Here is a 23,498-nt window from a genome sequence, read left to right as displayed (position 1 = left end):
TGGTAAATACATGAGTTTTTTTAAGAAGCTAAAAGAAAAATTTAGTGAACAAACAACTAGTACATCTGAAAAGTTCAAACAGGGATTGACTAAAACAAGAAATTCATTTTCTGAAAAGGTCAATGATTTAGTTGCCCGCTACAGAGAAGTAGATGAAGACTTCTTTGAAGAGCTTGAAGATGTGATGATCCAGGCGGATATTGGTGTTGAAACCGTGATGGAATTGATTGATAAGCTGAAATTTGAAGTGAAACGCCGCAATATAAAAGATACAAAAGATGTGAGAAGCGTTATTTCTGAGAAGCTTGTTGAAATTTATCAGGCTGGTGAGGAGAAATCCAGTGCTGTAAACATCCAGGGCGATCAACTGACAGTTATCTTGTTTGTTGGTGTGAATGGTGTGGGTAAAACGACAACGATTGGAAAACTTGCTCATAAATATAAGAGTGAGGGTAAAAAGGTCCTTTTGGCAGCAGGAGATACTTTCCGTGCCGGTGCCATTGAACAATTAGAAGTATGGGGTAACCGGGTTGGTGTAGAGGTCATTAAACAGGGAGCAGGTTCAGATCCGGCTGCTGTTATGTTTGATGCTGTACAGGCTGCAAAATCACGTAAAGCGGATATCCTTCTATGTGACACAGCGGGAAGGCTTCAAAACAAGGTTAACCTTATGAAAGAGCTTGAAAAGGTTAAGAAGGTTATTGAACGTGAAGTACCGGGTGCGCCACATGAAGTGTTGCTGGTTCTCGATGCCACAACTGGACAGAATGCGTTAATACAAACCAAAACATTTAAGGAAGCAACAGATGTTTCCGGGATTGTATTAACAAAGCTAGATGGAACAGCGAAAGGCGGTATTGTCATCGCCATTCGCAATGAGCTCGGCATTCCAGTTAAATTTGCTGGCCTTGGTGAGCAAATGGATGATTTGCAGGAATTCGATGCAGAACAATTTGTATATGGATTATTTGCTGAGTTAGTAGATGAAGCAGAAGAGTAAACCATTATTTTGAAGGGAAGAGCCAGTGTTGATCACGGGCTCTTTTTTCTTTTATGGAGCCTATGACGTAATTTTAGAGGATTTTTAGGTAGGGAGAATCGTTCGAGATATGACAGTTGGGAACGCAGGAGCAAAGGATAGAAGAAATTTAACGATGGGTGCCACATTAGAGATTAACCTAACTTTTAAAATAATAAATACTTCGCTTTTCTACATGTAATTTTAAAATTGAAATATGGCAGTAAACCATTGGTAACACAAGCTTTAGCTCTTCAGATAAGGGTTCTTGACATTCTTTGATTTTCCGATTAAACTTGTATATTGTAAAGGTATTTCACTTAACAGAGTTGGAGGGTCAGTAATGCTCGAGAAAACAATGCGGATGAATTACCTATATGACTTCTATCAATCATTGCTGACACCAAAGCAAAAAAGTTATATGTCTCTTTATTATCTGGACGATTATTCCCTGGGTGAAATTGCCGATGAATATGAGGTGAGCCGCCAGGCCGTTTATGATAATATTAAGCGAACAGAAGCGATGCTTGAAGAATACGAGGCTAAGCTTTTACTGTTTTATAAATCACAGGAACGCAGCCTTTTGCTCAATAAGTTAGGAAGTTTAACAGAACAGATGAATGAACATGATGTTAAAGAACAACTGATTGAGATTATAGCATCTCTTGAAAAGTTAGATTAGGAGGCGGCATAATGGCATTTGAAGGTTTAGCCGACCGACTGCAGGGCACTTTGCAAAGAATTCGAGGCAAGGGTAAAGTGACGGAAGCTGATGTAAAAGAAATGATGAGAGAAGTAAAGCTCGCACTTCTTGAAGCGGACGTTAACTTTAAAGTAGTTAAGGATTTTATCAAACGTGTCAATGAAAGGGCTATTGGTCAAGAAGTTTTAAAGAGCTTGACACCTGGTCAACAGGTAATTAAGGTCGTTAAGGAAGAATTGACGGAATTAATGGGTGGCGAACAAAGCAAGATTGCTGTTTCAAATCGTCCTCCAACTGTTATCCTCATGGTTGGTTTACAGGGTGCCGGTAAAACAACCACCACAGGTAAACTGGCTAATCTGCTCCGCAAGAAATATAATCGAAAACCAATGCTGGTTGCAGCCGATATTTATCGTCCGGCAGCGATTAAGCAGCTGGAAACTTTAGGTGGTCAGCTCTCTATGCCTGTCTTTTCTATGGGAGATCAAGTAAGTCCTGTAGAAATTGCCAAGCAAGGGGTTGCTAAAGCTAAAGAAGAGCATTGCGATTATGTTTTAGTCGATACAGCAGGGCGTTTGCATATTGATGAAAATCTGATGGGCGAATTGGCTGAAATTAAAGAAGCCGTAAAACCAGATGAGATTTTCTTAGTTGTAGATGCCATGACAGGACAGGATGCGGTCAATGTAGCTAAAAGCTTTAACGACCAACTCGAAATCACCGGTGTTATTTTAACCAAATTGGATGGAGATACACGTGGTGGTGCAGCATTATCAATTCGTTCAGTAGCTGAAAAGCCGATTAAATTTGTCGGTATGGGTGAGAAGATGGATGCATTAGAGCCATTCCACCCGGAACGAATGGCTTCCAGGATTCTAGGGATGGGAGATGTTCTCACACTGATTGAGAAGGCCCAAACGGATGTTGATGAGGAGAAAGCGCGCGAACTCGAGAAGAAGATGCGTACAAACTCTTTCACATTTGATGATTTCCTCGAACAGCTAGCACAGGTCAAAAAAATGGGACCGCTGGATGACATTTTAAAAATGCTTCCAGGTGCAAACAAAATTAAAGGGATGAACAATCTTTCCATTGATGATAAGCAAATTGCTCATGTTGAGGCAATCATTCAATCAATGACGAAGAAAGAGAAGGATCAGCCTGAAATTATTAATGCCAGCAGACGTAAACGGATTGCTAAAGGAAGCGGAAGACCGATTCAGGAAGTAAACCGACTTCTGAAGCAATTTGAAGACATGAAGAAGATGATGAAGCAAATGACTGGCATGCAGCAAAAAGGTAAGAAAAAAGGCGGCTTTAAGCTACCTTTTATGTAAAAAAATATGGGTGTTAAGAAAAAACACTTTACAAGGGTATATTGATTTGGTAATATACTATCTTGTGTGATACTATTCGGAGGTGCAAGTATAAAATGGCAGTAAAAATTCGTTTAAAACGTATGGGAGCTAAAAAGTCTCCTTTCTATCGTATTGTAGTAGCAGATTCTCGTTCTCCTCGTGACGGTCGTTTCATTGAGACAGTTGGAACTTACAACCCAGTTGCAAACCCAGCTGAAGTGAAAATTGACGAGGAACTTACTTTACAATGGCTTCAAAACGGTGCTAAACCATCTGACACAGTTCGTAACTTGTTGTCTAAAGAAGGCATCATGGAAAAATTCCACAACGCGAAGCAAAGCAAGTAATATAAAGGTCCGTTATGATAGAATTGATTGAAACAATCGTAAAGCCTCTTGTCGATCATCCGGATGACGTGACCGTATCAATGGATGAACAAGCCAATAAGATTGTCTTTACCCTGTCGGTCAATCAGAAAGACATGGGGAAGGTAATCGGCAAACAGGGGCGTGTAGCTAAAGCTATTCGAACAGTAGTGTATACTGCTGCATCCAAGAATGACAAAAAAGTCTATCTGGAAATACGCGATTGAAAAAAGGAGGGAGCAATCCCTCCTTTTTCTTATATATTCATGCATACTCACTAAGGGCTGAGCAAGAGGGCCTGCAGGATGTAGGTCATGAAGACGTTGCCACAGGACGTGGCGTATTTAGTCTTCGTTCCTTGAATTAGGGCCTTTCAGCTTTTGGTTGTCATCCAGCTTCAGGGTCTAACCGCTCGAGACATAAATGTAGCTGCTGCGGGAGAGAAAAAGCGCTCTCCCTACGCACCTCCTCTTATGCTTGTCGCAGCTGAGCAAGGCCCATCAGCTTTTGGTTGTCATCCAGCTTCAAGAGCTAGGAGTTCGGGACATAAGCATAGCCTCTACAGGGAAAAACCCCCTTTCGAGCCTCTGTCTTATGCTCCTCACGGGCCTACAGGAGGTAGGTCATGAAGACGTTGCCACAGGACGTGGCGTATTTAGTCTTCGTTCCTTGAATTTGGGCTTTCAGCTTTTGGTTGTCATCCAGCTTCGACGGCTAGAAGCTCAGGACATAAGCATGGTCTCTTCGGGAGGAAAGGACGCCTCCCTACGTGCCTCCTCTTATGCTTGTCGGGTCTGAACAGTCGCCTCAGCTTTTGGTTGTCATTTATTGTGGTTCGGGATAGTATTAAGTTATGAATTATGAGGGTTTTGGGTTGGTTTTAGAGTGAAGTTTATAATCCATACATAGTACCGTGATTTGAAAGTAGCTATAATGATGATGAGTTGATAAGTTTCAGGATTTCTTCAGTACCGTAATACAATTGGTGGATTGGTATGTATGAAAGAGGTGCCATAATGAAAATACTTCAAAATGTTATAGTGAAACAGGTATTGACTGAGAAGAGTAAAATACAGCTGTTGGAGCAGTTTGAATATAAAAAAAGCGTTTTGAATAAAGAATGTGATCAATTACGCTTTGAATTAAAGAAGCTGGAAAAGACAAAGAAATTTCAACCGGCAAGCTTAAAAACGCATTTTGAAAAAGAAATCGATATGCGTAAAGAAAAAGTGAAGCTGCTCGACTTTCAAATTCAACAGCTTGATATTCTTCCATATGGAAGTGAATTAAAGGAACGTGAAGTTCAGGCAATAATTGATGTTGAAGTCGGGCAAAATTGGGAAGAAGTTGTACAAACTAAAACCATCATTATTAAAGATGGAATCATTGATGAATTTAAATAGAGGTGAACAGAAGGAAATGCAAAAATGGTTTAAAGTTGGCAAAATTGTTAATACTCACGGAATAAAAGGTGAGGTCCGGGTTATTTCAAGTACTGATTTCCCGGAAGAACGATATAAAAAAGGAAGCACTTTATATATCTTTAAAAAGAGCTCAAACGAGCCTGTTGAAGTCACTGTTCAATCTTCGAGACAACACAAAAACTTTTATTTATTGACCTTTGAAGGACATGACACAATAGAATCAGTAGAGTCTTATAAAGAAGGCGTATTAAAGATATCAGAGGAACAAATGGGCAACCTTGATGAAGGGGAATATTATTACCATGAAATCATCGGATGCACGGTACGTACTGCAGATGGTGCCGAATTGGGTGTGGTAAAAGAAATCCTTTCACCTGGAGCAAATGATGTATGGGTCATCAGCGGGAAAAATGGTAAGGAAGTATTGATTCCCTATATTGATGATGTTGTTAAAGAAATTGATGTAGATGCAAAAATGATCTCGATTGATCCGATGGAAGGACTGCTTGATTAATGAGAATCGATATCCTAACTTTATTTCCTGAAATGTTCAGCGGGGTGTTTGGATCATCCATCCTTAAGAAGGCTGCTGAGAAACAGGCAGTTGAATACCATACCCATAATTTCCGGGAGTATTCCGATAACAAGCATCAGTCTGTTGATGATTATCCATATGGCGGTGGGGCAGGAATGGTACTGAAACCTCAGCCGATTTTTGATTGCTTAGAGCAAATCACTCCAAAAGAGCAGAAGAAAAAGCCTCGGGTCATCCTTTTATGTCCACAGGGGGAACGTTATAACCAAGCCAAAGCAGAGGAACTGGCAAAGGAAGATCAGCTTATTTTTGTGTGTGGGCATTACGAAGGGTATGACGAAAGAATACGCGAACATGCGGTGACAGACGAAATATCCATCGGTGATTTTGTATTAACGGGTGGAGAGCTTGGAGCAATGGTGATCATTGATAGTGTTGTGCGGCTATTGCCTGGGGTGCTCGGGAATGAGGATTCACCTGTGCTGGATTCATTTAGTTCAGGTCTTTTGGAACACCCTCATTATACGCGTCCGGCTGATTTTCGCGGGATGAAGGTCCCGGATGTTCTCATTTCGGGAAACCATAAATATATTGAGGAATGGAGAAAGAAAGAATCTCTGCGCAGAACCTGGCAAAGACGTCCGGATTTATTGAATCATTATGATCTGACCAAAGAAGAAAAAAAATGGCTTGAAGAAATAAAAAGTGAAGATAGATAGTTGCGCTTTAGGTGTTTTATATGATAAGATACATTTTGTGAGTTAGGCTGTTAAGCCTTGCTTTTATAACAATGTTCCGCTGTCATTATCTCGAGAAGGGGTGGCAAGAGCATTGGGTGGAAGGAGTTGAATACGATGCATAAATTAATCGAAGAAATCACGAAGGATCAATTAAGAACTGATCTTCCTTCTTTCCGTTCCGGTGATACTGTAAGAGTACACGTTAAGGTTGTTGAGGGAACTCGTGAACGTATTCAGGTATACGAAGGCGTAGTAATCAAGCGTCGTGGAGGCGGAATCAGTGAAACTTTCACAGTCCGCAAAATTTCCTATGGTGTAGGTGTTGAACGTGCATTCCCATTGCACACACCACGTATCGCTAAATTGGAAGTTATCCGTCGCGGTAAAGTACGCCGTGCTAAGCTTTATTACTTGCGTAACCTACGCGGTAAAGCAGCGCGTATTAAAGAAATCCGATAATTACGTGTGTAACGTGAGTGGATACAAGGAGCTTGTGCTGACACAAGCTCCTTTTTCACATTAAACAGCAAATTATTGCTTTTTTATGTGAAAAGTATATATTTATACATATATATAGAAGATATAGGCGGTGTACGAATATGGCTAGGTCTAAAGGGAAAAGTGAAATCTTTGAGTGGATTAAAGCTTTAGTTATTGCGATCGTATTGGCAGCAATTATCCGATATTTCCTATTTGCACCTATATTGGTTGATGGTTTATCGATGATGCCAACCCTGCATAATGAAAATAGAATGGTAGTCAATAAAATCTCCTATAAAATCGGTGAACCTGAGCGATTTGATATAGTGGTATTTCACGCTACAGAAGAAAAAGATTACATTAAAAGAGTAATTGGCTTGCCTGGAGATAAAATAGAATATAAAGATGATACTTTATATATTAACGGTAAGGCATATGAAGAGCCGTACCTGGATGAAGCCAAGGAACAAATGATTGAAGGACCTTTGACAGAACCATTTACGCTGGAAGAAATTATTGGCCAGGAAACGGTTCCGGAGGGTGAAGTGTTTGTGATGGGGGATAATCGAAGATACTCGAAAGATAGCCGCCATATTGGTACGATCAAGCAAAGTGAGATTTTGGGCAAAACCAGTCTAGTGTACTGGCCGTTAAAAGAATTTAGAATTGTTGACTAATGACTGAAAAGGTGAAAGTATGACGATACAATGGTTTCCCGGGCATATGGCTAAAGCTCGGCGTGAAGTAACAGAAAAATTAAAGCTGGTAGACATAATATTTGAATTAGTAGATGCAAGGCTTCCCCAATCATCCAGAAATCCGATGATTGATGAAATTATCCAGCATAAACCACGGCTGGTGATTTTAAATAAGGCAGACATGGCAGATCAAAGTAAAACAAATCAATGGTTAGCCTATTTCGAAGCTAAGGGAATTAAAGCCGTAGCCGTAAATGCACATCAAGGGACAGGCTTGAAAAGCATTATGGCGGGAGCTCAAGAAGTTCTTAAAGAAAAAATAGAAAAGATGAAATCCAGAGGGATAAAACCACGTGCAATTCGTGCCATGATTGTCGGAATTCCCAATGTTGGGAAGTCTACATTAATAAATCGGCTTGCTGGGAAAAATATTGCCAAAACCGGTAATATGCCAGGTGTGACAAAAGCGCAGCAATGGATTAAAGTTGGTAAAGAGCTTGAACTATTGGACACCCCTGGTATCCTATGGCCGAAGTTTGAGGATCAGGAAGTCGGCTGTAAATTGGCTGTAACAGGTGCTATTAAGGATACCATTTTAAATCTTCATGATATTGCAATTTATGGATTGAAATTTTTGGAGAAGGAATATCCAGCGCGGTTGCTCGATGGGTATAAGCTTGAGGAAATTCCAGAAGAAATTGTGGAAGCCTTTGATCAAGTAGGCAAATTGCGTGGATGTTTAGCTGGCGGTGGCATAGTTGATTACGATAAAACTGCTGAATTGATTATAAGAGATATCCGTACACAAAAATTTGGAAGATTAACGTTTGAATCTCCATCTGATTTGGAAACTGATGTATAATAAAAAAACTGGAAGGCCCCCTTGTTTGGGGGTCTTTACATTTGTGTGCCAAAACCGATATTAATTAGGAAGGATAAGAGAAATGACGAATTCACTTACCATATCAGAAATAAAAAATAAGCTTAAAGAGTTAGAAACCCTCGAGGATCCGTTTGTTCAGCAATGCCGCAAGGATCAGCGTAAAGGCGTCCAGGTTGCCCTCTCAGGCTTTGAAAGAGCAATTGCCAGGAAAGTAGAGGAAAGACGTCATTTCGACTCTATATCGGTCTTTGAGAACCAACTAAGGGAAGAAGGATATCAGTATATAGTAGGCATAGACGAAGCAGGCAGAGGGCCACTTGCCGGTCCTGTAGTAGCAGGGGCTGTGATTTTGCCTGAAAATTTTTATTTAGCCGGCCTTACTGACTCTAAGAAACTCTCTGCTGCAAAAAGAGAGCAATACTACGAGTACATACTGGAGAATGCGCTTGCGGTTGGAGTTGGCATTATACACAGTGAGGAAATCGACAAAATAAATATTTATGAAGCTGCTAAAAAGGCGATGCTTTCAGCAGTGAATCAATTAAAAGTATTCCCGGAATATGCATTGATAGATGCCATGAAGTTAGACTTGCCTATACCACAAATGTCACTGATTAAAGGGGATGCCAAATCTATCTCTATTGCAGCTGCTTCAGTCATTGCAAAAGAAACAAGAGACAGACTTATGAAGGAATATGCAGAGATCTATCCACAATATGGATTTGATAAGCATATGGGATATGGAACGAGCAGCCATTTAGAAGCTATTGAAAAATATGGTCCGCTTAATTGGCACAGGATGACATTTGCTCCTTTAAAGAATAATTATTAATAAGAGAGGTGTGATTTTTTGCAGCCTGTCATAAATATAGATTCATGGATCAATAAGCTGGCTTATAGTAAGGTATCAACAGGATTCAGAGATGGTCAAATATTTGCTGGGAAAATCACAAAATTTTATCCTCATAATATGGCGGAAGTTTTCGTAAATGGAACAAAAATGATGGCGAAATTGCAAGTATCTGTGGAAGCGAATGTGCGTCAATTATTTCAGGTCAGTCAAACAGAAAATGGTTTGATTCAATTAAAGGTATTGCCATTTGGCAGTGCAAAATCAAAGCCGGATTTGCCTGCTCAACTATTAAGTGCATTTCAGATAAAGCCATCAAGGACGGGGACGAATCTGGCTGAAATGGTGATTGCCAACCAGCTGGCTGTGACGAAAGATAGCTTTACCGAGGCTTTGAACTGGCTGAATTCAACAGGTGATTCATCAATAGGAATCTCGACTGTTAAATTAGCATACCTGAACCAGCTTCCGATACATAAAACTGTATTGGATGCTCTTTTATCATTGAAAAATGGAGAATCATTAACTAGTATGCTTAAATCCTTAACAACATATCTACAGGCCTCTGATACAGGTAAATATGCTCGTATAATTAATAGATTAGAGGAATTTCTTCAAACAGGTAAGAGGGAAGCCTTTCAAGGGATAGTTATGTCTCTTAAGGATGAAGATGTGGAAATTCTTCAAAAGGCTGGGCTGATCCTTAAGGAGGGTGAAGCAATTTTATCAAATTCTAGCCATAATAGGGTGCAGGAATGGATAGAAAGGGTCATTAGTGGAAATAGTACACTTCCCTCTGAATTAACAGCAGAAGAATGGCAAAAAGTTCAGGAAAAAATTTCGAAAAGTGATCTGTTCAGTCATCTTGATAAGAATAACACATTATATAAAGCGATGAACTCCATCATGCAATCACTGGGTATTAAGGATCCATCAGAACAGCCTGAGACAGATATATTAAAGGATACATTGATCCAATTGACGGCCGAAAAAACACCGATCCAACTAAAAAACCAGGCTGAAGCCATTCTAACAAGATTAGCTGCGTTTCAATTATTATCCCAGGAAACGGGGCCACTGCAGAATGTATTTATGCAGATTCCAGTCCCCTTTGCTGCGGTTAAAGATGATTTGACATTGCAATGGACTGGTAGAAAACGAAAAGATGGGACAATCGATCCAGCATATTGCCGAATTGTATTTTATTTAGAGCTAGCACACTTAAAAGAAACTGTTATCGACATGAATATCCAAAACCGGATTATCAGTCTAAAGATATGGACCGATGAAGAAAAAGACGCCAATATTGCTGCCAGTTCCCTGGTAACCATACTAAAGGAAAACTTGGAGGAGAAGGGGTATATTCTATCGACTGTGAAATTTGCTGATTTTTCGCACGAGAAGTCAGTAAATTCTGAGATAAATAAATCATATTATCCCTCTTCAGGGTATACCGGAGTTGATTATAAAATATGAAAGAAAGCAGAAAATCTGCCTCTGTTTTAAAATATGAGGAAAATCAGGATGTTTCACCAAAATTAATAGCTAAGGGAAAGGGCATTATAGCTGATCATATTTTAAAGGAAGCTGAAAAACATGAGATTCCTATCCGAAAGGATCCTAGTCTTACAGAATTATTATCGCAGCTTGAGATTAATCAATCGATTCCTGAGGAACTTTATCAGGCAGTTGCAGAGGTTTTTGCCTTTATATATAAGGTTGACCATAAAACTAGTAAATAATTTGTAGATAATCGATTTTTGAGAGATAAAGAATTTCGGCATAGAATTCCTGTTGTACTGTGCATTGGCGTCTTTTTGATTAAAATATGGGTAAAAAAGGAGTGGGCGTGATCGATTTTTTTCTGATTCTGACCATTATTTTTATTCTGGCAACGAATTTAATTGCGTGCTTTGTTTATTATAAAAAACGTAATTTGTATCTAGCTGCATTAGTCATTTTATTATTGTCGGGTGTGTTTGGTCTCGTTGCTGGAATGTTAGCCGTCTGGCTGATAGAAGATGGGTTTGCGTTCTTTTACGGATTTAACCTAGCAGCTATTTTGCTGTGGAATAGTATCGCCGTCTTTTTGATTGCCATCATCGTTTCGCTAATTAAATTGTATCGAAAACAAGCCTAATGGGTTTAGCTCTATTCAGGGGAATTTCCAGGATATATTCAAGTGGGATGTTGGAATGAATCTAAAGGCTAAAAGAAAATTTGCGAGAAATGAACAAGTAGTGGATAGAATAATCATCTATTAAGATAGAAACTTATTCTCTGTAATTAAAGAGAGGTTTCTACAGATTTCCAAATATATATACATTCATTTTGAAGGTTGAATAAGATGATTTCAGCCTTTCTTTAGTATGCTTTCTTTATCGTATTATGCAATCAAGTGTAAAAAAATTACCGATATTTGGAGAAAACGCTTTAAAATATTGGACTTTGAATACTAGTTTTAATACAATGAAAACGCAATATATTTTTTATAGTCTGAAAGTTTTGATGGGAGGATAAGAAATGAATATCCATGAGTATCAAGGTAAAGAGATCCTCAGACAATACGGGGTAAATGTCCCAAATGGAAAAGTTGCTTTTTCAGTAGAGGAAGCAGTTAACGCTGCAAGTGAACTTGGAACAGCGGTTACTGTTGTGAAAGCTCAAATCCATGCGGGTGGAAGAGGGAAAGCTGGCGGGGTCAAGGTTGCCAAATCGCTGGATGAGGTTCGTACATATGCTGGTGAAATACTCGGCAAAGTATTGGTAACGCATCAAACGGGTCCGGATGGCAAAGAAGTAAAACGCTTACTTATTGAAGAAGGCTGTGATATCAAGAAAGAATATTATGTTGGGCTTGTTCTTGATAGAGCAACTTCAAGAGTAGTATTAATGGCTTCTGAAGAGGGCGGAACAGAAATAGAAGAAGTTGCTGAAAAGACACCGGAAAAAATCTTCAAGGAAGTTATTGATCCTGTAATTGGATTAACACCATTCCAAGCTAGAAGAATAGCTTTTAATATTAATATACCAAAAGAATTAATTAACAAAGCAGCAAAATTTATGACTAGTCTCTATACAGCATTTATTGAAAAAGACTGCTCCATTGCAGAAATCAATCCTTTGGTCGTTACAGGCGACGGAGAAGTGATGGCTTTGGATGCTAAGTTGAATTTTGACGAAAATGCGCTTTATCGCCACAAGGATATTGTTGCTTATCGCGATCTTGAGGAAGAAGATCCAAAAGAAATAGAAGCTTCCAAGTATGACCTAAGCTATATATCTCTTGATGGCAATATCGGCTGTATGGTTAATGGAGCAGGACTGGCTATGTCCACAATGGATATTATTAATCATTATGGTGGCACTCCTGCCAACTTCCTCGATGTAGGAGGCAGTGCAACGGCTGAAAAAGTTACGGAAGCATTTAAGATTATCCTTTCAGACAGCCATGTTAAAGGGATTTTTGTAAATATATTTGGCGGCATAATGAAATGTGATGTTATTGCTGAGGGTGTTGTCGAAGCAGCTAAGCAGGTTAGCTTACAGGTTCCTCTGGTCGTTCGTTTAGAAGGAACAAATGTAGACCTTGGCAAAAAGATATTAGAGGAATCCGGTATTAATGTCACAGCTGCAGAATCAATGGCTGATGGTGCACAAAAAATCGTTTCGTTAATAGGCTAAGACTGGAGGATATATGAGATGAGCGTATTTGTTAATAAAGATTCAAAAGTGATTGTACAAGGTATTACAGGATCTACAGCCCGCTTTCATACGAAGCAAATGCTAGAATACGGCACGAAAATCGTGGGAGGTGTAACACCTGGTAAAGGCGGCGAAGAAGCTGAGGGTGTTCCTGTCTTCAATACCGTAATTGAAGCAAAAGAAGCAACAGGTGCCAATGTATCAGTTATCTATGTACCAGCACCTTTTGCTGCAGATTCGATTCTTGAAGCAGTAGATGCAGAGCTTGATCTCGTAATCTGTATTACAGAGCATATCCCTGTATTGGACATGGTAAAAGTGAAACGATATATGGAAGGGAAGAAAACACGTCTAATCGGGCCAAACTGTCCGGGCGTCATTACTCCTGAAGAATGTAAGGTAGGGATCATGCCTGGTTATATCCACAGAAAAGGGCATATTGGCGTTGTTTCTCGCTCGGGTACATTAACCTATGAAGCGGTGCATCAATTAACTCAGGCGGGCTTTGGACAGTCTTCAGCTGTTGGTATTGGCGGCGACCCTGTCAATGGAACTGATTTCATCGACGTTTTAAAAGCTTTTAATGAGGATCCGGAGACGTATGCGGTGATTATGATTGGTGAAATAGGTGGTACAGCAGAAGAAGAAGCAGCCCAATGGGTGAAAGAAAATATGACAAAACCGGTTACCGGATTTATCGGCGGCCGTACAGCTCCTCCAGGGAAACGAATGGGCCATGCAGGCGCTATTATTTCCGGTGGAAAAGGAACAGCTGATGAGAAAATTCGTGTGTTGAATGAATGCGGTATAAAAGTGGCGGAAACTCCCGCTGTAATGGGCGAAACGATGCTAAGCGTATTAAAAGAAAAAGGGCTATACGATAAATGTAAAACGCATTAATAATAAGACAAGTCTCCCCTTATCCTTTTTAAGGGGAGCGTCTTTATATATTAAAAATATTAAGAGGTGAAGCTGTTATGGATGAATGGAAGAATAGGCTTGTGCACCTGGATCATTGTCGGGGTATGAGTTGGAAAGCGAAATTCCGCATATTGAAAGATGATCCGAACCTTCAGAAGATGTATGATCAGCCCTACCGTTATTGGGCGGAAACATTGGAGTTATCCTCTGCAAAAATCTCCTTATTCATGAAAGACCTCCAAAACAAAGATCTTCAAAAAATGCCTTCTATTTATGAGAAAAACCAAATCCGCTGTATAACATTCCTCGATGACCTATATCCCGGACAACTTTCCGTTATTTATCAACAACCATGGATTTTATATTGCAAAGGAAATCCTGAACTCTTGCATAATTCAAGGATATTAGCCATAATAGGTAGCCGTGCCCCTACTGAATACGGAAAAAAGATGGTTAACTATCTAATTCCCGATTTAGTTAAGGCGGATGTATGTATCGTAAGTGGATTAGCAAGAGGGATCGATTCACATGCACAAATTAAAGCTCTCCAAAGTGGTGGTAAGGTTATAGCTGTTATTGGTGGTGGGCTTTTTAATATTTACCCAAAAGAAAATACAGCACTTGCTGAATTAATTATGAAAAATGGTGTAGTATTGTCAGAATATCCACCAATCATGAAACCGGAACCCTGGCATTTTCCTATGAGAAACAGAATTATTAGTGGTTTATCACGGGCGATACTAGTGGTAGAGGGAAAACAAAGAAGTGGGACATTTATCACGATCCAGCATGGATTAGAACAGGGTAAAGATATCTATGCGGTCCCGGGAAGTGTGTTTTCTGAACTGTCTGCCGGCCCACATGAATTGATTAAAGAGGGTGCCAAATTAATCAATCATGCTAATGATATTCTCTATGAGTGGTGACATAAACAGAGCTTCGGGACATGAATGGATGAAGATTACCATTTTGTTAGTTAGGCTATTTTAAAACTATTTAAGTTGCAAAATTATAATTTCTGTTATACATTGTGCTTCAGACAAGGTTTTTTAAGTCAGGGTAATTATTCAGATTATATTGATTGTTGTTAATAGTGAAAAATCATTAGAACATACCATTGACAGAAGTAAATCTAAACCTTCATAATCATACATGCATGAATATAGAGAATGATACCCTCTTAAGGAGGAAAGAAATGGCGGATTATTTAGTTATAGTGGAATCGCCTGCTAAAGCGAAAACCATTGAAAAATATTTAGGAAAAAAATATAAAGTAAAAGCATCCATGGGCCATGTACGCGATTTACCGAAGAGCCAGATGGGTGTAGATTTTGAACAAAATTATCAATTAAAATATATCACCATTCGCGGTAAAGGTGATGTACTTAAAGATTTAAAGACAGCCGCAAAAAAAGCCAAGAAAGTTTATCTCGCGGCTGACCCCGACAGAGAAGGGGAAGCAATCGCGTGGCATTTAGCTCATAGTCTCGGTGTGGATGTAAGCTCTGATTGCCGTGTCGTATTTAATGAAATAACAAAAGACGCGATTAAAGAGTCATTTAAACATCCAAGACCTATTAAAATGAATCTGGTAGATGCACAGCAAGCGAGAAGAGTATTAGACCGTATTGTGGGATACAGCATTAGCCCAATTCTATGGAAAAAAATAAAAAAAGGCTTGAGTGCCGGACGTGTTCAATCCGTTGCTGTACGTCTGATTATCGATCGTGAAAAAGAAATAGCGGCGTTTGAACCGGAAGAGTACTGGTCCATTAATGGATCGTTTCTGAAAGGCAAGAAGGATTTTGAAGCTAATTTTCAATCTCTGAACGGCAAGAAAGTCCCATTGCAATCTAAAGACGATGTAAATAATATACTTTCAAAATTAAATGGAAACGAATTCTTAGTACAATCGGTAACGAAGAAGGAGCGAAAACGTAATCCAGCTCCTCCGTTTACAACATCATCCTTACAGCAGGAAGCGGCTCGTAAACTTAATTTCAGAGCAAAGAAAACCATGATGATTGCTCAGCAACTGTATGAAGGTATTGAGATTGGCAAAGAAGGAACTGTCGGTCTGATTACGTATATGAGAACGGACTCTACCAGGATTTCAGAAACTGCTCAAAAAGAAGCAAGCGGATGGATTACATCTCAGTTTGGGGAAGAATACTTACCAAAGACCCAAAGGAAGGATAAGCAAACATCTGGAGCACAGGATGCCCATGAGGCAGTAAGGCCGACCGGGGTTATCAGGGAACCTTCTATGATGAAGCAATATCTCTCTCGTGACCAATACCGCTTATATAAATTAATATGGGAACGATTTGTTGCCAGTCAGATGGCGCCTGCCATTATGGACACGATGGCCGTAGATTTAAAAAACGGTGATGTCGTATTTAGAGCAAATGGGTCCAAAGTAAAATTTGCCGGTTTTATGAAAGTATATATTGAAGGCAATGATGATAATAATGAAGAAAAGGAAAATTTACTGCCAGATTTGAAAGAAGGGGATGTTGTATTCTCGAAGGACATCGAGTCAAATCAACATTTTACTCAGCCGCCTCCGCGTTATACAGAAGCAAGGCTCGTTAAAACCCTTGAAGAATTAGGCATTGGTAGACCATCAACCTATGCGCCAACACTAGACACTATCCAAAAGAGAGGCTATGTAGCTCTAGATAATAAGCGTTTTATTCCGACAGAGCTTGGCGAGATTATTATTGAGGTTATGAGTGAATTCTTCCCTGACATCCTGGATGTAGAATTCACAGCTAAAATGGAAAACGAACTGGATAATGTAGAAGATGGAGAAGTTGAATGGGTTAATATTATCGATCACTTCTATAAAGAGTTCGAAAAGGATTTAGCCAAGGCTGAAGAAGAGATGAAAGAAATCGAAATAAAGGATGAGCCAACAGGCGAAACATGTGAAGAATGTGGATCAGCGATGGTGTATAAAATGGGGCGTTACGGAAAATTTGCGGCATGCAGTAATTTTCCTGATTGCCGGAATACCAAGCCGATTGTTAAAGAAATCGGTGTGAAATGTCCTAAATGCCATGAAGGAAACATCGTTGAGCGAAAAAGCAAAAAACGCCGCATCTTCTATGGCTGTGATCGTTACCCGGCTTGTGAATTCATTTCTTGGGATAAGCCGATACAACGACCATGCCCAAAATGTCAGGGACCGTTAGTTGAGAAAAAACTTAAAAAAGGCATTCAAGTTACATGTCTTGATTGTAATTATAAGGAAGAACCGCAGAGTTAAAGGAAGGAAGAGCTGAGGCTCTTCCTTCTTAAATCTGAATAAAATACGTGAAAGATCCTGAAACTTTTTAATAACAGATACGTATGACTTATAAAATGTATTGTTTTTAAATGTGTTACATGATATAACGATTTACGTAATAAATATAGCTGGAGGGTATACATAATGCAAAGAGTAATAGTAGTAGGTGCCGGATTAGCCGGCAGCGAAGCGGCCTGGCAATTGGCCGAGAGAGGCATACAGGTTGATTTATATGAGATGAGACCTGTGAAACAAACTCCGGCACATCATACTGATAAGTTCGCTGAATTGGTTTGCAGCAATTCTTTGCGAGCGAATACTTTAACCAATGCGGTTGGAGTATTGAAAGAGGAAATGCGTCAATTAAATTCACTGATTATTGATTCTGCAGATCACTGTTCTGTACCTGCAGGGGGAGCACTTGCTGTTGATCGCCATGAGTTTGCAGGCAGAGTAACAGATACATTAAAAAATCATCCAAATGTAACAATTCATAATGAGGAATTAACGGAAATACCGAAAGATGAGATAACAATTATTGCGACGGGTCCTCTTACCAGTGAATTATTATCGCGTGAGATCAGCCAATTAACAGGTGAGGACTATTTCTATTTTTATGATGCGGCTGCACCAATTATTGAAAAAGACAGTATAGATTTAGACAAAGTTTATTTGAAATCACGGTATGATAAAGGGGAAGCAGCCTATTTAAATTGCCCAATGACTGAAGAGGAGTTTAATACTTTTTATGATGCTTTAATTGAAGCAGAAACTGTTCCGTTAAAAGAGTTTGAAAAGGAAATCTTCTTTGAAGGATGCATGCCGATTGAAGTAATGGCGAAACGTGGAAAGAAAACGATGCTATTTGGCCCGATGAAGCCGGTTGGCCTTGAAGATCCTAAAACAGGAAAACGACCATATGCAGTTGTTCAGCTTCGTCAGGATGATGCAGCTGGAACTTTGTATAATATTGTTGGATTCCAAACTCATTTGAAGTGGGGCCCGCAAAAAGAAGTAATTAGGTTAATTCCAGGTCTGGAAAATGCTGAAATTGTGAGATATGGTGTCATGCACAGAAACACCTTTATCAATTCGCCTAAAGTGCTGGAAGCTACATATCAGCTAAAAGCAAAGCCTAATTTATTCTTTGCAGGTCAAATGACAGGTGTAGAGGGATATGTAGAATCGGCTGCCTCAGGCTTAATTGCAGGCATCAATGCAGCACGGATGGCTTCAGGACAGGAACCATTGACCTTCCCTCAAGAAACAGCAATGGGAAGCATGGCTCATTATATCACATCAACCAATGCTAAAAATTTCCAACCAATGAATGCTAATTTTGGCTTATTCCCGGATTTAGGAAGGAAGATTAAATCCAAACAAGAACGAGCTGAAGCCCATGCTGAACGCGCTTTACAAACAATTCGGAACTTTTTGAATAGTTAGTAAAATAATTGCAAGGGTTACTATTATATGTTAGTATTTAGTAACCCTTGAACAGGAGTGACTTTTTTGAATAATGGAACTTCTTTAGAATTTTATATAAAGTATTTACAAATCGAAAAAAACTATTCAAAATATACTATTGCATATTACAAACAGGATATAGAGGAATTTTTCTTGTTCATGAGTGAACAAGTTATTTCCAGTTTGAAAGCAGTCACATATCCTGATGCTCGATTATATGTTACGAATCTCACTGAACGTAATTTGTCTAAAAGAAGTATCAGCAGGAAGATATCTTGCTTACGATCGTTTTATAAGTTTCTCATGAGGGAAAATATGGTGGATGAAAATCCATTTGCAATGCTTTCGTTGCCAAAAAAAGAACAGAGGCTGCCTAGGTTTATGTATGAAGAAGAGATGGAAGCGATATTTTCAGCTATCGATCATACTTCAACAATAGGAAAGCGGGATTTGGCTATATTAGAACTCCTGTATGCAACAGGTATGAGGGTAAGTGAATGTTGCAGTGTGGAACTGGGGGATTTGGATTTTTCTCTTATGACTGTTCTTGCCCATGGGAAGGGTAAGAAGGATCGTTATATTCCTTTTGGCGAACATGCAAAAAAAGCATTGCAGAAATATATTGAAGGACCAAGAAAAGAGTTAATAAAAAAATCTTCACAAACGCATGCTTTTCTGTTTGTTAACCAAAGAGGTAACCCTTTAACCCCGAGGGGTGTTCGGTATATTTTAACGAATATTATAGATAAAGCATCCGTAAACAAACATTTATATCCACATATGTTGCGGCATAGTTTTGCGACACACCTATTAAATAGCGGTGCGGATATACGTTCTGTACAAGAACTTCTCGGTCATTCTTCCATACAAGCGACGCAGGTTTATACGCATGTCAGTAAGGAAAGACTAAGAGAAGTTTATAGAAACAGCCATCCGAGAGCTTGAAAGATATATGTGCCTTAATTTTAGTGAGGGAGAGTTGTATTATGGAACAGTTTCATGCTACTACCATTTTTGCAGTACAACATAATGGGGAATGTGCAATGGCTGGTGATGGTCAGGTAACAATGGGAAATGCCGTTGTTATGAAACACACTGCAAAAAAAGTGAGAAAACTATTCAATGGAAAAGTGTTAGCCGGTTTTGCAGGCTCTGTTGCGGATGCTTTTTCATTATTTGAAATGTTCGAGAGTAAGTTACATGAATATAATGGAAACTTGCAGCGTGCAGCAGTTGAACTTGCTAAATCCTGGAGAAGCGATAAAGTTTTACGTAAGCTTGAAGCTATGTTGATCGTAATGGATACGAATCATATGCTGCTGATTTCAGGTACCGGAGAAGTGATTGAGCCTGATGATGGAATATTGGCAATCGGTTCCGGTGGGAATTATGCGCTTTCCTCTGGACGTGCCTTAAAACGATTTTCCGGTGAAAATATGACAGCTCGAGAAATTGCTCATGCTTCGTTAACAATTGCATCTGAAATTTGTGTATATACGAATTCTAATATTATTTTGGAAGAGCTATGAACAAAGGAGGGTCAGAATGAAACAGGACATCAAAAATCTAACACCGAGACAAATAGTTGAGAAATTGGATCAATACATAATTGGGCAAGCGGATGCTAAAAGAGCAGTCGCTATTGCATTAAGAAATAGGTATCGACGCGGTCTTTTAAAAGAAAACATGCGTGATGAGGTTGTACCAAAAAATATTCTCATGATTGGACCGACTGGTGTTGGAAAAACTGAAATAGCTCGACGAATAGCTAAAATTGTGAAAGCGCCTTTTATTAAAGTGGAAGCAACGAAATTCACAGAGGTTGGCTATGTCGGACGTGATGTGGAAAGCATGGTGCGTGATTTAGCTGAAACTTCTGTTAGACTTGTAAAAGAAGAAAGAATGCTGGAAGTGAAGGATAAAGCATTAGAAAATGCTAACAATCGAATTATAGATTTGTTAGTACCTTCTGGCAAAAAGTCGTCTTCCTTTAAAAATCCTTTCGAAATGATTTTCGGCGGTTCAGGTGATACTACTAATTCATCTGATCAAGATAATCAGGAAGAAGAAAGAAATATATATGAAAAACGCAGATTAATGAAAGAGCGTTTATTAAAAGGTGAGTTAGAAGAAGAAGTAATTACTGTTGAGGTAGAAGAACAGGCTCCATCCATGTTTGATATGCTTCAGGGATCCGGTATGGAACAAATGGGCATGAATATGCAGGATGCATTCAGTAATCTAATGCCTAAAAAACAGAAAAAACGAAAATTAGCTATTAAAGATGCACGTAAGGTATTGGCAAATGAAGAAGCGCAAAAATTAATTGATATGGATGAGGTAACACAGGTAGCTATAGAACGAGCTGAACAGACTGGTATCATCTTTATTGATGAAATAGATAAAATAGCAAGTAAGAGCGGCGGCGCCTCTTCAGCAGACGTATCCAGAGAGGGAGTCCAAAGGGATATCCTGCCTGTTGTTGAAGGTTCGACAGTCGTAACGAAATACGGTACTGTTAAAACGGATCATGTTTTATTTATTGCTGCAGGTGCTTTCCATATAGCAAAGCCTTCTGACCTTATTCCTGAACTGCAAGGGCGTTTTCCAATCAGAGTAGAACTTAAAAAATTATCTGTGGATGATTTTTATAAAGTGTTAATAGAACCTGACAACGCTCTAATTAAACAATATATAGCATTATTAGAAACAGAAGGTATAGAAATTGAATTTTCAGACGAAGCTATTCGTAGGATAGCCGAGGTTGCTTTTGAAGTGAACCAAAACACGGATAACATTGGAGCAAGAAGATTACATACTATTATGGAAAAGCTTTTAGAGGACTTATCATTTGAAGCTCCTGAAATTTCTATGGGGAACATCATGATTACCCCTAAGTATGTGGATGAAAAGCTGGGCGCAATATCTAAAAATAAAGACTTAAGTGAGTTTATATTATAAGTAGTTTGATGTTTCAGATTATTGCTCAAGGGTACAACTAATTAGTTACATTTTACTCTTTTCCATTATCCTGTTCACTCAATAAACTTGATAAATATCCATAAAAGAAGACAATATAGGAGGAAGTAAACAATGGATTTACTGAATAAAACAAGAAAAATAAACTCGATGCTGCAACAAACAGGCGGAAAGCAAGTTAACTTTAAGGAAATGGCTGAAAGCTTAAGTGAAGTAATTCAGGCGAATATCTTCGTAGTCAGCCGCAGAGGTAAATTACTTGGTTTCCAGATCAACCAACAAATTGAAAATGAGCGTATGAAAAAAATGCTCGAAGACCGTCAATTTCCAGAAGAGTATACGAATAATCTTTTTAATGTTAAAGAAACATCTTCCAATCTTGATGTTGAGAGCGAATATACAGCTTTCCCTGTTGAAAACAAAGAATTATTCAAATCAGGCTGGACAACAATTATTCCTATCGTAGGTGGCGGTGAGCGCCTTGGTACTCTAATTCTTTCCCGCGTAGAACAAAAATTCGCTGATGATGATTTAATTCTTGGTGAATACGGTGCTACTGTTGTTGGAATGGAAATTTTGCGTGAAAAGGCAGAAGAAATTGAAGAGGAAGCTAGAAGCAAGGCTGTTGTTCAAATGGCTATCAGTTCATTATCTTACAGTGAATTAGAAGCTATTGAGCATATCTTTGAAGAATTAAAAGGCAATGAAGGTTTATTAGTTGCTTCCAAAATAGCTGACCGAGTAGGAATTACACGTTCTGTTATTGTTAATGCATTAAGAAAATTAGAAAGTGCCGGTGTAATTGAATCTCGTTCTTTAGGTATGAAAGGTACTTATATCAAAGTATTGAATGCTAAATTCTTAAACGAGCTTGAAGGTTTAAAACGTTAATACAGCAAATAATAGAGGCTTGGACATAAGTATTTCAGTCAGTGATAAATCCGAACTAATAGGTGATATTTTAATACGCCTAATAGTTCGGATTTTTATTTGTTTTCAATAGATTGGTTACTTCTGTATACCATTATTAAACTTAGTGGAATGGAGCGGAAGCCACCGACTACTGCGGGAAGTAACGGAGGCTAAAGCCTTCCTCCCCGCGGAAAGCGAGTGGAGGAAGCGCGCAATGGAACGTACTTTCTTCAGCTTAACTCAGAGTCGAAAAAATAGATATCGTTCGTCTTTTCAGGATCGTTTATAAGTTATGCCCCATCCTCTTTTTTATTTCTGAAAAAACTAAAAAATGACTACTCTACTTTAGTGGGGAAACAATGAAAAGTTTTCATGCTATCTTCTTACCTCTATTTGTAATGAAAAAAACCGAACCCATAAAATAGGGTTCGGTTTTTTTGTCAGCTGATATTTGAACAAAATGTGAAAATAGCCAGGTAAATGCAAAAATAAACTATAAAAAATAAAAAAAGTTAATTTCTTGGTCAAAATAGGACTATTGTACTTATCATTTTATGTTAATTTTCTTTAATATAAATTATGACAAATATTTTATAAATGTGACTATTTTGTCTTATTTATACTTAAAATAAAGAAATATGTAATATTACTCTGTAAAATAATAGTGAATATAGTAGTATATTGAATAGATGTTCAATATATAGAAGGATTTGTCGTAGTAAATGAATAACTAATAGAGTAGGGAAAACTCTTTAAGAATGAAAGGGTGATAAAATGAAGCTTTTTTCCAACACAGTCAACTTGCTAGAACAAGGGTTGAATTACTCGTCATTAAAATCGAAAGCTATCTCCCAAAATATTGCAAATGTCGACACGCCTAACTATAAAGCGAAAAATGTGAGTTTTAAATCTGAATTAAATCAAGCAACACAAATAAATAATCAATCATTTAAAACCGATAGCAGACACTTTGAATTTGAGAAAACAGGAAGCAGTGCCATCCAAGTAACCAGTGACAATAAGAATTACAATAGTACAGGAAACAGTGTGGATATGGATAGTGAAATGAGCGATTTGGCTACTAACCAAATCTATTACAATGCATTGATTGAACGTCTGAATGGCAATTTTCAAACATTAAAAAGTGTTATACAGGGAGGTAAGTAGG

At 38.6% G+C, this 23,498-nt stretch carries 25 protein-coding genes; all 25 read left to right on the top strand.

What is annotated here, in order from left to right; translation table 11 throughout:
- Nucleotides 1–10: 10 nt before the first annotated feature.
- The 25 genes from ftsY (at nt 11) to flgB (ending at nt 23,497) form a co-directional block, all read left to right on the top strand.
- Nucleotides 11–1,000 carry a signal recognition particle-docking protein FtsY gene (gene ftsY, locus AC4D4A_RS10810; RefSeq protein WP_490995916.1) on the top strand — a complete coding sequence of 330 codons (990 nt, stop codon included), beginning with the start codon at nt 11–13 and terminating at the stop codon, nt 998–1,000.
- A 361-nt stretch (nt 1,001–1,361) separates the two neighbouring features.
- On the top strand, nt 1,362–1,700 hold the full coding sequence (locus tag AC4D4A_RS10805) for a putative DNA-binding protein (protein ID WP_490995915.1): 339 nt from the start codon (nt 1,362–1,364) through the stop codon (nt 1,698–1,700).
- An 11-nt stretch (nt 1,701–1,711) separates the two neighbouring features.
- Nucleotides 1,712–3,058: a signal recognition particle protein gene (gene ffh / locus AC4D4A_RS10800; protein WP_490995914.1), complete on the top strand. Its 1,347-nt coding sequence runs from the start codon at nt 1,712–1,714 to the stop codon at nt 3,056–3,058.
- A 95-nt stretch (nt 3,059–3,153) separates the two neighbouring features.
- On the top strand, nt 3,154–3,426 hold the full coding sequence (gene rpsP, locus AC4D4A_RS10795; protein ID WP_490995913.1) for a 30S ribosomal protein S16: 273 nt from the start codon (nt 3,154–3,156) through the stop codon (nt 3,424–3,426).
- A gap of 14 nt (nt 3,427–3,440) precedes the next feature.
- Nucleotides 3,441–3,671 (top strand): KH domain-containing protein, encoded by a 231-nt coding sequence (locus tag AC4D4A_RS10790; protein WP_490995912.1) that lies wholly within the window; start codon nt 3,441–3,443, stop codon nt 3,669–3,671.
- Nucleotides 3,672–4,460: 789 nt separating this feature from the next.
- On the top strand, nt 4,461–4,847 hold the full coding sequence (locus AC4D4A_RS10785) for a YlqD family protein (RefSeq protein ID WP_066102285.1): 387 nt from the start codon (nt 4,461–4,463) through the stop codon (nt 4,845–4,847).
- Nucleotides 4,848–4,863: 16 nt separating this feature from the next.
- Nucleotides 4,864–5,382: a ribosome maturation factor RimM gene (gene rimM / locus AC4D4A_RS10780; RefSeq protein ID WP_490996025.1), complete on the top strand. Its 519-nt coding sequence runs from the start codon at nt 4,864–4,866 to the stop codon at nt 5,380–5,382.
- Nucleotides 5,382–6,122 (top strand): tRNA (guanosine(37)-N1)-methyltransferase TrmD, encoded by a 741-nt coding sequence (gene trmD, locus AC4D4A_RS10775; RefSeq protein ID WP_490995911.1) that lies wholly within the window; start codon nt 5,382–5,384, stop codon nt 6,120–6,122. The genes rimM and trmD overlap by 1 nt, the downstream gene beginning before the upstream one ends.
- 135 nt (nt 6,123–6,257) lie before the next feature.
- Nucleotides 6,258–6,602, top strand: a complete 345-nt coding sequence (gene rplS / locus AC4D4A_RS10770; RefSeq protein WP_490995910.1) for a 50S ribosomal protein L19 — start codon at nt 6,258–6,260, stop codon at nt 6,600–6,602.
- A gap of 140 nt (nt 6,603–6,742) precedes the next feature.
- On the top strand, nt 6,743–7,300 hold the full coding sequence (lepB, locus tag AC4D4A_RS10765; protein WP_490995909.1) for a signal peptidase I: 558 nt from the start codon (nt 6,743–6,745) through the stop codon (nt 7,298–7,300).
- Between the two features lie 19 nt (nt 7,301–7,319).
- Entirely contained in the window at nt 7,320–8,183 is an 864-nt protein-coding gene (ylqF, locus tag AC4D4A_RS10760) for a ribosome biogenesis GTPase YlqF (RefSeq protein WP_490995908.1), read from the top strand.
- Between the two features lie 82 nt (nt 8,184–8,265).
- A complete protein-coding gene (gene rnhB / locus AC4D4A_RS10755; protein ID WP_490995907.1) occupies nt 8,266–9,036 on the top strand; it encodes a ribonuclease HII in 771 nt (256 codons plus the stop codon).
- 18 nt (nt 9,037–9,054) lie between these two features.
- Nucleotides 9,055–10,530: a hypothetical protein gene (locus tag AC4D4A_RS10750; RefSeq protein WP_490995906.1), complete on the top strand. Its 1,476-nt coding sequence runs from the start codon at nt 9,055–9,057 to the stop codon at nt 10,528–10,530.
- A complete protein-coding gene (locus AC4D4A_RS10745) occupies nt 10,527–10,796 on the top strand; it encodes an EscU/YscU/HrcU family type III secretion system export apparatus switch protein (protein WP_490995905.1) in 270 nt (89 codons plus the stop codon). Before AC4D4A_RS10750 ends, AC4D4A_RS10745 begins: the two co-directional genes overlap by 4 nt.
- 107 nt (nt 10,797–10,903) lie before the next feature.
- A complete protein-coding gene (locus tag AC4D4A_RS10740) occupies nt 10,904–11,194 on the top strand; it encodes a 3-isopropylmalate dehydrogenase (RefSeq protein WP_490995904.1) in 291 nt (96 codons plus the stop codon).
- A 383-nt stretch (nt 11,195–11,577) separates the two neighbouring features.
- A complete protein-coding gene (gene sucC, locus AC4D4A_RS10735; RefSeq protein WP_148629561.1) occupies nt 11,578–12,738 on the top strand; it encodes an ADP-forming succinate--CoA ligase subunit beta in 1,161 nt (386 codons plus the stop codon).
- Nucleotides 12,739–12,756: 18 nt separating this feature from the next.
- The gene (gene sucD / locus AC4D4A_RS10730; RefSeq protein WP_490995903.1) at nt 12,757–13,659 is read left to right on the top strand and encodes a succinate--CoA ligase subunit alpha; all 903 of its coding nucleotides are present in this window, start codon (nt 12,757–12,759) and stop codon (nt 13,657–13,659) included.
- A 77-nt stretch (nt 13,660–13,736) separates the two neighbouring features.
- Entirely contained in the window at nt 13,737–14,606 is an 870-nt protein-coding gene (dprA, locus tag AC4D4A_RS10725) for a DNA-processing protein DprA (RefSeq protein ID WP_490995902.1), read from the top strand.
- 269 nt (nt 14,607–14,875) lie between these two features.
- The gene (topA, locus tag AC4D4A_RS10720) at nt 14,876–16,951 is read left to right on the top strand and encodes a type I DNA topoisomerase (protein WP_490995901.1); all 2,076 of its coding nucleotides are present in this window, start codon (nt 14,876–14,878) and stop codon (nt 16,949–16,951) included.
- Between the two features lie 165 nt (nt 16,952–17,116).
- Nucleotides 17,117–18,418, top strand: coding sequence for an FADH(2)-oxidizing methylenetetrahydrofolate--tRNA-(uracil(54)-C(5))-methyltransferase TrmFO (trmFO, locus tag AC4D4A_RS10715; protein WP_490995900.1), 1,302 nt, complete (start codon nt 17,117–17,119; stop codon nt 18,416–18,418).
- Between the two features lie 66 nt (nt 18,419–18,484).
- Nucleotides 18,485–19,384: a tyrosine recombinase XerC gene (gene xerC / locus AC4D4A_RS10710; protein ID WP_490995899.1), complete on the top strand. Its 900-nt coding sequence runs from the start codon at nt 18,485–18,487 to the stop codon at nt 19,382–19,384.
- A gap of 41 nt (nt 19,385–19,425) precedes the next feature.
- The gene (gene hslV, locus AC4D4A_RS10705) at nt 19,426–19,968 is read left to right on the top strand and encodes an ATP-dependent protease subunit HslV (RefSeq protein ID WP_490995898.1); all 543 of its coding nucleotides are present in this window, start codon (nt 19,426–19,428) and stop codon (nt 19,966–19,968) included.
- A 16-nt stretch (nt 19,969–19,984) separates the two neighbouring features.
- Nucleotides 19,985–21,400 (top strand): ATP-dependent protease ATPase subunit HslU, encoded by a 1,416-nt coding sequence (gene hslU / locus AC4D4A_RS10700; RefSeq protein WP_490995897.1) that lies wholly within the window; start codon nt 19,985–19,987, stop codon nt 21,398–21,400.
- Between the two features lie 132 nt (nt 21,401–21,532).
- Nucleotides 21,533–22,309: a GTP-sensing pleiotropic transcriptional regulator CodY gene (gene codY / locus AC4D4A_RS10695; protein WP_490995896.1), complete on the top strand. Its 777-nt coding sequence runs from the start codon at nt 21,533–21,535 to the stop codon at nt 22,307–22,309.
- A 795-nt stretch (nt 22,310–23,104) separates the two neighbouring features.
- The gene (gene flgB / locus AC4D4A_RS10690; protein ID WP_490995895.1) at nt 23,105–23,497 is read left to right on the top strand and encodes a flagellar basal body rod protein FlgB; all 393 of its coding nucleotides are present in this window, start codon (nt 23,105–23,107) and stop codon (nt 23,495–23,497) included.
- Nucleotide 23,498: the final 1 nt, after the last annotated feature.

The sequence above is a fragment of the Pradoshia sp. Z5_111 genome (genome assembly GCF_058267535.1).
Note: the sequence above shows the minus strand (reverse complement) of the source record. Positions and strands in the feature narration are given on the sequence as shown.